The sequence below is a fragment of the Paraburkholderia fungorum genome (assembly GCF_900099835.1).
Taxonomy (GTDB): Bacteria; Pseudomonadota; Gammaproteobacteria; order Burkholderiales; family Burkholderiaceae; genus Paraburkholderia; species Paraburkholderia fungorum_A.
The window spans coordinates 500395-515084 of the sequence record NZ_FNKP01000003.1 but is presented as its reverse complement, the minus strand read 5'-3'; the positions used below and the strand labels follow the sequence as shown (position 1 = coordinate 515084).

The following is a 14690-nucleotide window of genomic DNA, read 5'->3' as shown; positions in this document are numbered from 1 at the left end:
GGCAGGGCGGCTTCGCGTCGAACCGCGACATCTCTTTTCGAATCCGCGCAATCCGAATACATTCGAACAGGTGAGGCCATTGGGCATGCATTACCAAATGGCCTCGAAACGTGCGTCGTTTAAAACTTGTGCCGGATACCAATGCGTGCGAGCACCTGATTCGCGCTCGACGACGGCGCATCTGCGCCCGTGATGTAGGCGGTATTCAGCGGCGCGGCTACCTGCCCGCCACCCGACGCGTGCTGATACAAGCCCTGAACATACACGTCCGTTCGCACCGACAGGTTGTAGTCCGCCATCAACCCGAACTGTTGGTATTTAGGCTTCGAATCGCCTGCGCTACTGTTGAAGTGAGCGATCGTATAGTTATACATAGCTCCGACAAACGCCGCCTTGGTGAACTGATACTTCGCGTTGATTTCGAAGTTGTCGAATTTGAGGCTGCTGGCGGTGTTCGCGAAGCTGCCGACATAGACGGAGCCGGTCGCGTCGTTCAGGCTCGTGTGGCTATAAACGAACCCCAACAATGCCGATCCGATTGTGTAGTTGATCCCCGCGCCCCACACCTGCTGACGGCTGGCGAGAAAATTGGTGTCGTCGGTGGCGAGCGAGCCGCCCGTGGTGCCTCCTGGATTGTTGATCTGCATATAGGCCGCCGCCACTGTCAACGCGGAGCCAACATACTGCGCGCCCAGGCTGTAAGAACGATTGTTCGCGAATCCCCCAGCCTGATTGCTGAATCCGTACAGGCCGCCGAATGTCACACCGCCATAGGTGTTGCTTGTGTATTTGACGCTGTTGTTCAGGCGAAACGAGTTATCGGTGTTGTCGTTATCGTACGGGTGCGACATCAGATAGCCGGCCCAGTTTCCATTCGCTGTGAGCGGTGCAAGATAGTCGACGACAGAGTCGTACTGACGACCCATCGTCAAGGTACCGAACTGATCCGAACTGAGGCCGACGAACGCCTGACGTCCGAACATCCGTCCGCCCTGTCCGAGCTTGCCGGAGTTCACGTCGAAGCCGTTCTCCAGCTGGAACACTGCCCTGGTGCCTGCGCCAAGATCTTCCGAGCCTTTAAGTCCCCAGCGGCTACCTTGCGTAAAGCCACTTTCCATCTGCACATTCGAGTGACCGCCGGTATTGTTGGTGTAATTCAGACCTTCGTCGATCAAGCCATAGAGCGTGACACTTGTCTGCGCCATTGCTGCAACGGGAGCCAGAGAACAACCGATAACTGTATTCGCGGCTGCGGTAATCAGAAGCTTTTTCATCGATGCAAGTCCTTGTGGTTGGGCACTCTGCGCCGGTATCCCGGTTGCGCCCAGCGCATGTCCGGCGTCAGATGCCCGCACTTTAGGACCTACAAAATCCTGCTCCGTAGCAATTCAGTATTGCTCGATGGGTGTTGTACGGCACCTACGTCCAGTTCATTCGGCTCCTTGCGTTGGTGTGCGCGATCGCGATATTGCGCCACCGCGAAGTCGACGAAATGGCGCAACGCGATTGGCATATGCGGCTGCCCGGAATACAGCAGCCAGACCGTGCGTTCGTCGTCGCAAAGGTTGGCGTCGCCGAGCAGAACCTGGAGGACGCCGCTTTCCAGTTCATGACGCACGAACGAACGCGACAGCCGCGCGATGCCGAGCCCCGCCTTGACCGCGCGCTTGACGACCTCGGGACTCTGCGCGTTCATGATGGGCTGCACCACGACGCGCCGCGTACCGTGTGTGTCGCGGAACTCCCAGTACCGGCCGGGAGAATCTGCTGCGATCAACACATCGTGAGAGGCCAGTTCTTCAGGCGTGTCTGGCGCGCCGTGTCTCGCCAGATAGTCCGCACTGGCTACGATCACATCGCGCGTGTGCATGAGCGGTCTGCACACCAGCGAAGAATCGCGCAGGCGACGTTCCGCGCTGAAACACACATCGAACTCGCCGACTGCGACATCGTTGAGATTCTCGAATACGTTGAGATCGAAACGCATCCCAGGCTCGCGGGCCCGATAGGTCGCCAGCAGATCGAGCAGATCGGTGCTCGCATACGAAGACGCGGCGGCAATACGAAGCGAGCCGCCTGGCTGCTGCACGGCGGATGCAATGCACTTGTCCATCGCGTCGAGTTGCTTGAGCAGTTCGGTGGCGTGTTCCCAATACTGCTGACCTGTGTCGGTCAGCGAGACGTGCCGCGTGGTGCGGTTGACCAGTCGAACACCGAGGTGATCTTCGAGCGAGGCGAGACTGCGCGTCACAATCGAATTCGAAATGCCCAATTGACGGGCTGCTTCGGCGAAGTTCAGGCACTCGGCTAATCTCGCGAAAATTCGGATCGACGCTAACTGGTTCATGAGGCGCTCCGATGCCAGACCCAATTTCTGCTGGGAGATGGTGGCTTGAAACGGCAAAAGTGCATAGTTGACCGAACTCCATCTGTGACGACACATTGCCTGCGCGGCCGGGACTATTTGCTACGTATGGTTAGGCGCGAGGAGATAGCACCCAGCATAGCGATTGGTTCGTTACCCAAAACCGTCCAGTGGATTACAGAATTGTTATTTGATCTATTGGAGGTCCTGTTAAGGCTCTCTTCATATTCGCTATATGTCGAAACTGAGGCATCGCTGATATAGAGGGCTTCGTGTAGCCAATAGCCGTTGCGAAAAGAATGCGAGCACATCGTGAGTTCGCGGGTCGCGGTATTGAAGAGGACTAACGGTATTGAAGAGGACTAACTAGAGGCAGTGGCTGCAGATTGATGGCAGCGGTGCGAACACAGCGCGGACCAAGGCCTTGGCCTGAGCCTCGAGGCGGCATTGTGCTCTTGAAACGAGGCGCCCCGCAGTGCATGTTTGTTACTGCGCTAGCCTGGCCCAATCCATACCTTCTAAGCTAATGCGCGACCGCTCGCGTTGCCGCGGATAAACCGCCTGGCGGCGGCTTTTGTAGAGGAATCGTAGAGCACTACCAGAGCCACATTGCTCTTTGCAAACCGCCCGCGGCTGTTATATCTGTTACCTGGAGATGGTCGGCCCGCTATGGGCGAACAACGCGTCTCGCGACTTGATGTGTCTGGCGATAGCGTTGCGAATTCCCATTGATTGCAGCACGAAAGTCTGTTCCGATTCGCCACGATGATAGGCGTAGACGATGCCGAGTGCGCCGATCGTATTCTTTTGATTGTCCATCAGCGGCACGAGCACGCCAATGCGAACGCCGTCCTTCTGAACTTCCACAAGCGATTTTCCGGTTCGAATGACACCGAGATCGTCGTCTCCAGATGCCTTTCCGCGCTCGCTGGCCGAGTACGAGGCAATCGCCAGGTTCTCCGTCTGTCCGGGTGGAGTGACGTGGAGGATTACGTCCGTGATGCCGGGATGACTGGCGACAATCTGATCCACAACGCGTTGTGCGTAAATCACCGAATCGACGTCAGGAGACGTGGTTTTTAATAACCCGGCGTTCGCATAACTGGCGAAAAGCAGTGACGCGCCGATAAGCGAAGTTTCGAAGATAGTCTTCATTCTGTGATTTCGACCTGTTTGTCGAATATTACGAATTGGGGGAAACAGGTCGATGGCGGATAAAGTCGATCGATCAACAATAATATCAGTTGAAGCTTAAGAAAATCTGAGCGGCTTATCGATTTATACAGTCATTGTTGCTCAACTGATTCGCGCGCCGATAAGGCCGTGGGCAGGCGTCGTTCCGATTTTATCGCTTAAGGGTTTCATAATCTGTTTCGTGTTATCGGGGCCGTAGAAGATTTAATCGTTATTATTTTTAGAATGAAATAAGCATCTGATTTTATTTCACGCATTTGTAATGTCTTGTAATTAAGGTTCGCCAGATCAGTTTTCAAATTACAAGATCAGTAGTTTTTTTAAAAACAGTTCCGAAAAATTTTCCGATTAATTTCGATCGGTGGCTTTCTATTAACTGTAAAAAAGGAGTAGTGATGCGAAAGATCAAACTTATCCTGTCGGCTGGTGCGGTTGCGGCGTTGCTGAGCGCATGCGGCGGTGGAAACAGTGTCAATTCGTCCGCTATTCCGTTGCCGGCGGGCGTCGCGGCCGTCCAGTCTGGATACACCATTTCTGTTTTTGCGCGCGGCCCTTCCGCATCGACGCTGCCTGACGACATCGTTGTCGCCGCAGACGGAAAGAGTGTCTTCGTCGCCTATCAGGACGACCAGGATCCGGGCGGCAAGCCGGTTGCGTCCGGTAAAACCACCGGCGAGGTCATTCAGTACGATCTCAGCGGGAATGTCCTGAAAAGCTTTTCGGTGCCCGGTCATTGCGATGGGCTGTTGAGCGTGGACGCAGACACGTTGTGGGCGTCGTCGAACGAAGACGGCAATCCGATCGTTTCCGTGATCAGGATTTCGACAGGCAACGTTTCCGCTTACACGTACAACAAGGCTTTGATGCCTCAGTCCGGCGGCGTGGCAGGAACTGGCGGTCTCGACGATATGGTGATCGTCAACGGCGAGGTGTACGCAACGCTATCCGGCGAGTTCAAGACGGCTGCGAGCAAACTGACGCCGCCGGGCGCGAACTCCAATCCGTTTCCGGTTCTCGCGAAACTCAGCATCGATCCGGACGGTAAGCATTTCGATCTGGCCGGGGATTCGGCCACAACGACGGCACCGGCCTATACCCTGATGGGTAACGGAGCTGCCACCGACAGGATTACCGGCTTGCCGCGCGCCTTGAACGTACTGGATCCGGACTCGCTTTCGCTCGATCCGTCCGGCAACGTTCTGCTCGACGATCAGAATGGTCACAACGTGGTGATCGTCAGCAATCTCGGCACGACATCGCAGAAGGCGGCTGTTCTGGATCGCACGCTGAACGGCACGCCCGTTAAAGTCGACGACACGCGGTTTGCGCCGTCGGGCGGCAAGTCGTTCATGCTCTTCACCGACAATACAGCGTCGAGCCTGATCTACCGCGTCGACTACACGAACAGTTCGTTTCCTGTGAATCAGGCTTACAGCACGTCCAGCAGTTCGACCGACTCGATCCTCGCGCTGAATTACTCGATCGGTGTTTACACGACGGTGATCAAGGGTCTGTCTGGCGCACATGGCATGCGCTTTATCAGCAACTAATTCGTCGGGCCGATGATTCAATACGCGGATCAGGCGACGCGCTATTGCGCCGCCTATCCCTTCGCTGCATTGAACAGGGGAATTCGCAGCCATCGCGCCGGGACGTGTCATGTCGTTGCAGTTCAAGCATCGTTCGGCCTGTACAGCGTCACTTCGCAGCCCGGCGTTGCATCCCTGAAGCGAATCGACATGCCATGCATGCCCGCGACGGCCTGAACGAGGCTCAAGCCGAGGCCGCTGCCCGGCGTGTGACGGCTAGCCTCACCGCGATAGAAGCGCCGCATGACGGCCTGCTGTTCGGTGGGCGCAATGCCTGGACCATTGTCCTCGACCGTCATTCCGGCGCCGGTTTGGTCGCGGAATAGCGTGAGCCGGACGTGACCTCCCTCGGGCGCGAACTTGATCGCGTTTTCAACAAGGTTCGCGAGCGCCTCAAACAGGAGGTTGGGTTCGCCAGGCATCTCCATCGGGCCGGACTCCGCGTTATGCAGTTCGAACGTGATCTGCTTTTCGTCGGCGGTAGGTTCGTAGAATTCGAACACGTCATCGGCTAGTGCTTTCAGGTCGACCGTGGTGAAGCCAGCACGGCGCACGCCACTCTCGATTTCGGAGATTCGCAGTAGCGCGTTGAACGTGCGCAGCAACCCGCTCATTTCGACGATGGTTTCGTCGATCGTCGCGCGATATTCCGCTTCGGTTCGGGGACGCCGTTGCGCGCGTTCGAGTCCGGCCAGAACACGCGTAAGCGGCGTGCGCAGGTCGTGGGCGATTGCGTCGCACACGCCTTTGACCTCGTGCATCAGCCGCTCGATTTCATCGAGCATGCCGTTCACCACGACGACCAGTCGATCCATGTCGTCACGTTTCGAATGCACGGGCAAGCGCTGGCTCAAATTACCCGCCACGATTTTTTCGATCGACGCCGTGACCGCATCGAGCCGCCGCATCGCCGAGATGCCGATCAGGCTCGCGCCGATCAAACCGATCGTGAGCGTGATCATGGCAGCGGACAGCAGCGCGTGAAGCAACTCTTCGTCGAAGTGATCGAGCTCACGCGTGTTCTGGCATTGCAGTGCGACTCGACCATCGGGCAGGCGCGCCGCGATGCAGCGGGCGGGCGGATTGCGCGGCAGATCGTGCAGACGCATTGAAAACGGTTGATCGAACGAAGGGATCGCGGGCAGCGTGCCAGGAAAGCCGCCCGCAAGAAGCTGGCCGTGCGTATCGAACAGGCCGAACGGCCGTTGATGAGTCGGATCGAATTGATTCTGATGCTCGAATCGTGCCGCCAGTTCCTGCGGCGGCTCACGTTTGAGTTGCGAGTGCTCGCGAAGCAGCCAGTCGTCGATACGTTCCTGCTCGAAACCGGTTATCTCGCGGTACAGGTAGCCGAACAGCAGAATCGCAACCACGCCGAACAGCACCAGAAACAGCGTGGCGAGACGAAAGCCGGTAGTGCGATGCAGTTCAGTCAGGCGCATGCAGCAGGTACCCCGAACCACGTACTGTGTCGATCATCGGCGCGGTGCCGTCCGGGTCGAGCTTCTTGCGCAGACGGCTGATGTGCACATCGATCACATTGGTGCGTTCGTCGAGCCGGTAATCCCATACGGCCTCGAACAGCATCGTGCGGCTTACTACCTGACCTTCGTGTTGCATCAGATATTCGAGCAGCCGATATTCGCGCGGTAGCAGGGCCACGGGCCGGCCGGCGCACGTCACTTCGCGTTTGAGCGGATCGAGCCGCAGCGGCCCGACCTGATATTCGCGCACGCTGGGCACGGCTTCGCGCCGGCGCATCAACGCGTCGAGCCGCGCAGTCAGTTCGATGAACTCGAACGGTTTGGTGAGGTAGTCGTCGCCGCCCGCACGCAGGCCCCGCACACGCTCATCGACCGCGGAAAGCGCGCTCAGGATCAACACGGGCGTGAGGACGCCCGCGCTGCGCAAGGCGGCGAGCATGCCGAGGCCTTCGAGTCCGCCCGGCAACATGCGATCCAGTACGATCGCGTCATAGCTGGTGGCGACCGCGAGCATCAGACCTTCACGGCCCGTGGATGCAACCTGCACCTGGCAGCCGTGATCGTTGAGCGCTTCGACGATTTCCGCGAGTGTCTGCTCGTCGTCCTCGACCACCAATACGTTGGACATGCGTTGTTCCACCCAGTGAGCGCGAGAGGTGTGGTGCATCTCCGCACGTTTTACACTATGCCGTCACGGCATCTTCCCGAAGTATGACGCGGCACGTCACACAGGCGTTTCGCGTGAACGTGAAAAAATTTTAATGTAACCCGGATAGCGTATGCGAGTTCTGCTGATCGAAGACGACGCGCGGGCCAGTCACTTCCTGTCCCGCGGCTTGAGCGAGAGCGGTCTGATCGTCGACGCGGTGGCGGACGGGGCGACCGGGCTCGCGTATGCGCGCGAGGGCATCTACGACGTGATTGTCGCCGACTGGCTGCTGCCCGCGCTCGACGGCCTCGCTGTCGTGCGGCAATTGCGCGCCGACGGCCACACCACACCGGTGCTGATGATGTCGGCGCTCGGCGGCCTCAACGAGCGCGTCGAGGCGATTCGCGCCGGTTGCGACGACTACCTCGTCAAGCCCTATGCGTTCGCCGAGATGCTGGCGCGGATCGAGGCGCTCGCGCGCCGCGCGGATCGTAGCCGGATGAGCGAGCGTCTCGAATGCGCCGATCTTGTGCTGGACACCCGGGCGCGCAGCGCAAGTAGGGGAGGACGCGATCTGCGGCTTCAGCATCGCGAGTTTCTGCTGCTCGAATGTCTCGCGCGCCGCGAGGGGCAGGTGGTCACGCGCAGCATGCTGCTCGAAGCCGCGTGGAATTACGATTTCGAACCGCGCGGCAATATCATCGACATGCATATTCACCGGCTTCGCACGAAGGTGGATCGTGATTTTCCGGTCGCGCTGATTCATACGGTGGTTGGCGCCGGGTATGTGCTGAACCCTTCGCCCGAGACGAGCCGCTAGCGGTTTTTCAGACGAAAGTGCGCGCCTTTCGCGCTGCATGAATTTTTTTTAATTATTGGGCGAAAGCGCCGACAGGACCCGCTGACTAAGCTGGCCAGCATTCCATCGTTGCTGGAGCTTTCCCCATGTCTGGGCTGTTCCGTTCCAGTCTGTGCGCACGCGTCATCCGTCCTGCACGGCGATCCCAGCTTCGACGCGGGTTGATGTGGGCGAGCGTGGCCGCCTTATTCGCGGGCTGCTCGCTCGTACCGGCTTATCAGCGGCCGGACACGCCGCTGGCGTCGACCTTCGACGGCGCGGCGAACCTGTCGCTCGGGACGACCGTTCCGGTAAAAAGCGGCTGGTGGCGCGAGTTTCACGATCCCGCGCTCGACGCGCTGATCGAACGCAGTCTCAGCCACAGCTATACGCTCGCCTCGGCTATCGCAACGGTCGAGCAGGCGCGCGGCAACGCAGAGAAAGCGGGCGCGCCGCAGTATCCGTCGCTGTCGCTTGGCGCAACGTTCGATCGCAGCCACCAGGGACGCGGCTCGACCACCAAATCTCAAAGTCTCTTCGCGGAAGCCAGCTATGAGGTCGACTTCTGGGGCTTCAACGCCGCGAACGCCAATGCCGCCGATCTGCTTGCCCGCGCGTCGGAGTTCGATCGCGACACGGTGGCGTTGACACTGACCGCCTCTGTCGCGGATACGTATTTCCAGGTGCAGAGCCTGCATCGCCGACTCGACATCGCCCGCTCCATTGCCGACGACGCGCAGCATATTCTCGATTTATTGCTTGCGCAGCAGCAGGCCGGCGTGGCGACCGGTTTGCAGGTTCAGCAACAGCGCAACGCGCTGGCGACGTTCCGCGCCGCCGTGCCCGCATTGCAACAGCAACTCGACGTCAATCTTCACGCTCTGGCTGTGCTGGCCGGCACCGCGCCCGAACATTTCTCGATCGATAACGTCGCGTTCGACCAGATCGCCATTCCCGAGCCACGGCCGGATCTGCCGGCTAGCTTGCTGGAAACGCGGCCCGACATCCGCTCGAAAGAAGCGCAATTGCAGTCCGCCAACCAGAGCGTCGGCGCAGCGCGAGCCGCGTTCATGCCGAATATCGTCCTCACCGCAGACGGTGGGCTCAGCAGCAAGTCGCTCTCGCATTTTCTGTCGAGCCCGTTCGCCAGTCTGGCGACCTCGCTCGCCGCGCCGTTGTTCGACGGCGGCGCGCTACGCGGTCAGTTGCACGCGAGTCGCGCGGCGGAAGTGAAAAGCGTGGCCGACTACCGGCAAACAGTCATCGCCGCGTTGCAGGACGTGGAAGATTCCCTGACCGCGCAGCAGCAACAGCAACTCGCGGAAATCGCCGACCAGCAGGCTGCCGACGCCGCCCGTCAGGCTGCGATGCTGGCCGACGCGCAATACCGGCTGGGCACTGTCGACTTTCTCACCGTGCTCGACGCGCAACGCACGCTCTATCAATCCGAAGACACGCTGGTGCAAGCCCGGCTTGCACGTTTGCAAGCGTCGGTGAGTCTTTTTCGCGCGTTTGGCGGCGGTTTCGGCGTCACTGGCGATGACATCCGTACCGACGCCGCCGGCACTGCCGCATCCTCTACTACTTCCCCACGCTCATGACTTCTGCCGATTTTTCGCAGCACGGTACGCCGCACCGGCGACACCGTGCGCCGCTCGTTGTTGCGCTCGCCCTCATCGTCGCGCTGCTCGTCGCGTGGTTCTGGCCGAAGCATCAGGCCGCCAAACCTGCCGCGCCCGTGCCGGTCAATGCCGGGCATCCCGTGAGCCAGAGTTTCCCGATCCGGGTCGCGGCAGTCGGCACGGTGCAGGCGCTCAATACGGTGGACGTGAAAGTTCGCGTCGACGGCCAGTTGCAGCGGATCGCTTTCACCGAAGGCCAGGACGTCAAGGCCGGCCAGTTGCTCGCGCAACTGGACCAGGGGCCATTGACCGCGCAGTTGCGTCAGGCGCAAGCCGCACAGCGCAAGGACCAGGCGTCGCTCGATAACGCGCGCCTCGATCTTGCGCGCTACTCGAAGCTGGTCGGCATCGGCGCGGCGACGACACAGGCCGTCGATACCGCCAGGGCGCAGGTCGATTCGCTCGCCGCCACCGTGGCGGCCGACGCCGCGCTGGTCCAGAGCGACCAGTTGCAGTTGAGTTTCACCACGTTGCTGGCGCCGTTCGCTGGGCGCGTCGGCATGCGCGAGGCCGATGTCGGCGCCATCGTGCATCCCGCCGACACGACCGGAATCGTCACGCTGACGCAAATGGAACCGATCACCGTGCTGTTTTCCGTGCCGCAGGACGTGTTGCCCGAATTGCTCGCGAATCAGGCGAAAGCGCCACTTGCTGTGAGCGTGACGGCGCGTTCCGGCGATACCGCTCTGGCCGACGGCTCGCTGGTGTTTATCGACAGCAGCGTGGATGCAACCACCGGGCAGATCAGGATGAAAGCGTCGTTCGCGAACAAGGACCGCAAGCTGTGGCCCGGAGAGCTGGTGAATGCGCGCGTGCTGGTGAGGGTGGACGGTCAGCGCGTTGCCGTGCCGAGCCGAGCCGTGGTGAACACGCAAACCGGCACGCAACTGTATGTGATCGACGCGAACGGCACCGCCCGCATGCGCGCCGTGCAGACCGGCGTAACGGTAGATGGCATGACCGAGATTCGCCAGGGCGTGACGCTCACGGACCTCGTGGTATTCGACGGGCAAAGCCGCCTGAACCCGGGTGTACATGTCGCCGCGACGACGGTGCCCGCCGTTGCCGCAGCGCCGCCCAACGCCAACGCAACCGGCAGTCAGACTAATCAGGACGGTCCGGCATGAGTCTCATGGAGTTGTTCATCAAGCGGCGCATCGCCACCAGTTTTCTGGCGATTGCGGTTCTGCTGATCGGCGTGGTCGCTTATTTTCTATTGCCGGTTGCGCCACTGCCGCAAGTGGATTTTCCGACCATCCAGGTTCAGGCCAAATTGCCGGGTGCGAGTGCGGAAACGATGGCGACGTCGGTGGCGACGCCGCTCGAGCGGCAGCTTTCGCTGATCGCGGGCGTGACGCAGATGACCTCGTCGAGTTCGCTGGGCGTAACCAATATCGCGATCCAGTTCGATCTGACGCGCGACATCAACGGCGCAGCGCAGGATGTGCAGACCGCAATCAACGCGGCGGGCGGCACACTGCCGAAGAACCTGCCCAATCCGCCGACGTATCAGAAGGTCAACCCCGCAGACTTCACGCTGCTTTCGCTCGGGCTGACTTCGCCGTCGCTCACGCTGACCCAGCTCGACAGCTATGCCGAAGACTATCTCGCGCAGCAGATTTCACAGATGCCGGGCGTCGGTCTCGTCGATTTTCACGGCCAGCAGCGGCCCGCAGTGCGGATTCAACTCGATCCCGACAAGCTCACCGCGCGCGGCCTGACATTGGAAGACGTGCGTTCGATCGTCGGCGTACAAACCGTGAACGCGCCGAAGGGCAGTCTCAACGGCCCGGACCGTTCGGTGATTTTCAACGCGACCGACCAGATGACCACGGCCGCCCAGTATCGCGATCTGGTGATCGCCTACAGGAACGGCGCGCCGATCCGCGTGTCCGATCTCGGCACCGTCCTGAACGCCGCCGAAGACAATCAGCAGGCTGCGTGGCTGCAGCACGAACGGGCGATCATTCTCGACATCCACAAACAGCCCGGCTACAACGTCGTGCAGACCATCGCCAACATCAAGGCGAAGCTTCCGGCGCTCGAATCGCAGCTGCCCGCCGCCGCGCACCTGCGCGTGGTGGGCGACCGAACGCAGACCATCGACGCATCCGTGCACGATGTACAGTTCACGCTGATGCTGACCATTGCGCTCGTTGTGATGGTGATCTTCTGCTTCCTGCGCAACCTTTGGGCGACGCTGATTCCGAGCATGACCATTCCGCTGTCGCTGGTCGCGACTTTCGGCGTGATGTATCTGCTCGGATATAGCCTCGACAATCTGTCGCTGATGGGCCTCACCATTGCAGTCGGCTTCGTGGTGGACGACGCGATCGTCGTCATCGAAAACGTGATGCGACATATCGAGGAGGGCGTGCCGCGCATGAAGGCCGCGCTGCTGGGGGCGATGGAAGTGCGCTTCACTATCGTCTCGATGACCATCTCGCTGATCGCCGTGTTCATTCCGATTCTGATGATGGGCGGTATCGTGGGTCGGCTGTTCCGCGAATTCGCGGTGACGGTCAGTGCGGCCATCGTGATGTCGGCGCTCGTCTCGTTGACGCTCACGCCGATGTTGTGCGGCTGGTTGATCCGCTTGCCGGAATCCGGCGCGCGCGGTCCGATGCGCCGCTTCGAGGGCTGGCTCGAACGCGGTTTCGTCGCGGTTGAACGGCGTTATGAGCAAGGACTCGATTGGGTGCTGGACCGCCCGAAGCTGATGCTCGGCGTCACCATCGCAACTGTCATGGCGACCGGCGCTTTGTTCGTGCTGATTCCAAAGGGCTTCTTTCCGCAGGAAGACTCTGGTTTGATCATAGGTATTGCGCAGGCCGCGCCGGATATCTCGCCGCGCGCGATGTCGCAGAAGATGCAGCAGATCGGTCACATCGTCGAAGCCGATCCTGCGGTCGACAACGTGTTCTACTGGATTGGCCCGAATCCGACTGTGAGTCAAGGGCACGTGATGATCAACCTGAAGGTGTTCAACCAGCGCACGGTCAATGCGGCACAGGTGCTCAACCGTTTGAAGCCGCAGTTGGCGACGGTGATGGGCGTGTCGGTATCGATGCAGGTTCGCCAGGATATTCAGGTAGGCGGCCGGATCAGCGCCGCGCAGTACCAGTACACGTTGCAAGACCCGGATATCAACGAGCTCAGTCATTGGGCCGGTGTGTTGACGGACAGATTGTCCAGGCTGCCGCAACTCGCGGATGTCACGTCCGATCAGCAGGCGGCCGCGACCAGCGCCACGCTCGTGATCGATCGCAGTACGGCCTCGCGCTTCGGCATCACCGCGCAGGCTATCGACGATACGCTGTATGACGCCTTTGGTCAGCGGCAGATCGCGACGCTGTTCACGCAGTTGAACCAATATCACGTGGTCGAAGAAGTCGATCCGTCATTTCAGTTGACGACCGATGCGCTCGCGCACCTTTACGTACGTTCACCTTCGACGAATGAACTGGTGCCGCTCAGCACGCTCGCCAAAGTGGAGAACAACGTGTCGCCGATTTCGGTGAATCATCAGGGGCTATTTCCGGCCGTCACCATTTCATTCAATCTCGCGCCGGGTCAGTCTCTCGGCAATGCGGTCACGGCGATTCACCAGGCCGAACTGGCGGCTGGCAAGCCCGATAGTCTGACTGGTTCGTTTCAGGGTACGGCACAGGCTTTTCAGGCGTCGCTCGCGAGCGAGCCTTATCTTATTGCGGCCGCACTGGTCGTTGTGTACCTGATTCTCGGCATTCTGTACGAGAGTGCGATTCATCCGCTTACGATCATTTCCACATTGCCGTCGGCAGGAGTTGGGGCGCTTCTCGCGTTGATGCTGTGCGGGCAGGATCTATCGATCATGGGGATGATCGGCATAATTTTGCTGATTGGCATTGTGAAGAAGAACGCGATCATGATGATCGACTTCGCACTCGTCGCCGAGCGCGAGCATGGCCTATCGCCTCGCGAGGCGATTCGTCAGGCGTGCGTGCTACGTTTCAGGCCGATCATGATGACCACGCTGGCCGCGCTGTTCGGTGCACTGCCGCTCGCACTGGGACACGGCGCGGGTGCGGAGTTGCGCGTGCCGTTGGGTATCGCGATCGTGGGCGGGCTGATCCTCTCGCAGTTGTTGACGCTATTTACCACCCCAGTCGTGCATCTATGGTTTGATCGGCTTGCGCATTGGTTCGCAAGATCTCGCGCGAAGGACACATTCGCGGAACGTGAGTCTGCTGTCTGATGGGATCGGCTAACTAACTGGTTGTCTATGCGGCATTGATGATTGCAGCGGCCGTAGTGATGGTATTCCTGGTGCTACCTCAGGGCGTACCTGAGACCGATCGCCAAATGAATGAGATATCTTGTCTCCGGCGAGCTGCAATCTATGCGATGGAGTAATCTGAAGAAATCCTTAAGGAGGACGATTGAGAATTCATCTCGTTGTGATCGTCAATCCGAAGTGGTATTGAATAAAAAAACTCAATGGTTTGTGTCGCTTTAAATGATTCTTAAGACACACTTATGCTGCGTATAAATTTAAAAAAATATAAACTTCAAGATCAGTGAGTCGATGCCGATAGAAGCAATGCAGTCCAACGTTCTTCCATCGGAGATCACAATGTCTATTCAAACAATCAGTCAAACTCTCTCTCAAACTCCGGCTTCGTCTAGCGAGACACAAGCATCCGCTACGTCGGTAACAACATCCCCAACCGCAACAAATAGTTCATCCACTTCGTCCGGCTCGTCCGGCACATCGGCCTCCTATACAGTCAGCATCAGTAGCGCGGCACGTGCAATGATGGCCGAAGCCTCCGAAACATCAGTCCAAACCGCCCAGGAAGCGGGTAAAGGTGATCATCAGGCGCAACGCTTACTCGCGAAGGAGGCGG

Annotated in this window: 10 protein-coding genes; 5 read left to right on the top strand and 5 right to left on the bottom strand. The window is 59.5% G+C overall.

Annotation, left to right across the window (positions count from 1 at the left end):
• Positions 1 to 119: 119 nt before the first annotated feature.
• The 3 genes from BLS41_RS31600 to BLS41_RS31590 form a co-directional block, all read right to left on the bottom strand.
• Complete coding sequence (locus tag BLS41_RS31600) at positions 120 to 1274, bottom strand: porin (RefSeq protein ID WP_074771620.1); 1155 nt, start codon at positions 1272 to 1274, stop codon at positions 120 to 122.
• Positions 1275 to 1363: 89 nt separating this feature from the next.
• Positions 1364 to 2347 carry a LysR family transcriptional regulator gene (locus BLS41_RS31595; protein WP_074771619.1) on the bottom strand — a complete coding sequence of 328 codons (984 nt, stop codon included), beginning with the start codon at positions 2345 to 2347 and terminating at the stop codon, positions 1364 to 1366.
• A 663-nt stretch (positions 2348 to 3010) separates the two neighbouring features.
• The gene (locus BLS41_RS31590) at positions 3011 to 3520 is read right to left on the bottom strand and encodes a hypothetical protein (RefSeq protein WP_074771618.1); all 510 of its coding nucleotides are present in this window, start codon (positions 3518 to 3520) and stop codon (positions 3011 to 3013) included.
• A 434-nt stretch (positions 3521 to 3954) separates the two neighbouring features.
• Here BLS41_RS31590 and BLS41_RS31585 point away from each other — a divergent pair, with 434 nt between their 5' ends.
• Positions 3955 to 5109, top strand: a complete 1155-nt coding sequence (locus BLS41_RS31585; RefSeq protein ID WP_074771617.1) for a hypothetical protein — start codon at positions 3955 to 3957, stop codon at positions 5107 to 5109.
• A gap of 122 nt (positions 5110 to 5231) precedes the next feature.
• On the opposite strand, the gene BLS41_RS31580 is transcribed toward BLS41_RS31585, so the two are convergent.
• Both BLS41_RS31580 and BLS41_RS31575 read right to left on the bottom strand, forming a co-directional pair.
• Positions 5232 to 6590: a sensor histidine kinase gene (locus BLS41_RS31580; protein ID WP_074771616.1), complete on the bottom strand. Its 1359-nt coding sequence runs from the start codon at positions 6588 to 6590 to the stop codon at positions 5232 to 5234.
• A complete protein-coding gene (locus BLS41_RS31575) occupies positions 6577 to 7260 on the bottom strand; it encodes a response regulator transcription factor (protein ID WP_074773244.1) in 684 nt (227 codons plus the stop codon). Before BLS41_RS31575 ends, BLS41_RS31580 begins: the two co-directional genes overlap by 14 nt.
• A 151-nt stretch (positions 7261 to 7411) precedes the next feature.
• Between BLS41_RS31575 and BLS41_RS31570 the strand changes: the two genes are divergently transcribed.
• The 4 genes from BLS41_RS31570 to BLS41_RS31555 all read left to right on the top strand — a co-directional run bounded on the left by BLS41_RS31570 (position 7412) and on the right by BLS41_RS31555 (position 14038).
• Positions 7412 to 8101, top strand: a complete 690-nt coding sequence (locus tag BLS41_RS31570) for a response regulator transcription factor (RefSeq protein WP_074771615.1) — start codon at positions 7412 to 7414, stop codon at positions 8099 to 8101.
• A gap of 125 nt (positions 8102 to 8226) precedes the next feature.
• Entirely contained in the window at positions 8227 to 9720 is a 1494-nt protein-coding gene (locus BLS41_RS31565) for an efflux transporter outer membrane subunit (protein WP_083380185.1), read from the top strand.
• Positions 9717 to 10928 carry an efflux RND transporter periplasmic adaptor subunit gene (locus tag BLS41_RS31560; RefSeq protein WP_074771613.1) on the top strand — a complete coding sequence of 404 codons (1212 nt, stop codon included), beginning with the start codon at positions 9717 to 9719 and terminating at the stop codon, positions 10926 to 10928. Before BLS41_RS31565 ends, BLS41_RS31560 begins: the two co-directional genes overlap by 4 nt.
• Entirely contained in the window at positions 10925 to 14038 is a 3114-nt protein-coding gene (locus BLS41_RS31555) for an efflux RND transporter permease subunit (protein ID WP_074771612.1), read from the top strand. The genes BLS41_RS31560 and BLS41_RS31555 overlap by 4 nt, the downstream gene beginning before the upstream one ends.
• The last annotated feature ends 652 nt before the right edge of the window (positions 14039 to 14690 follow it).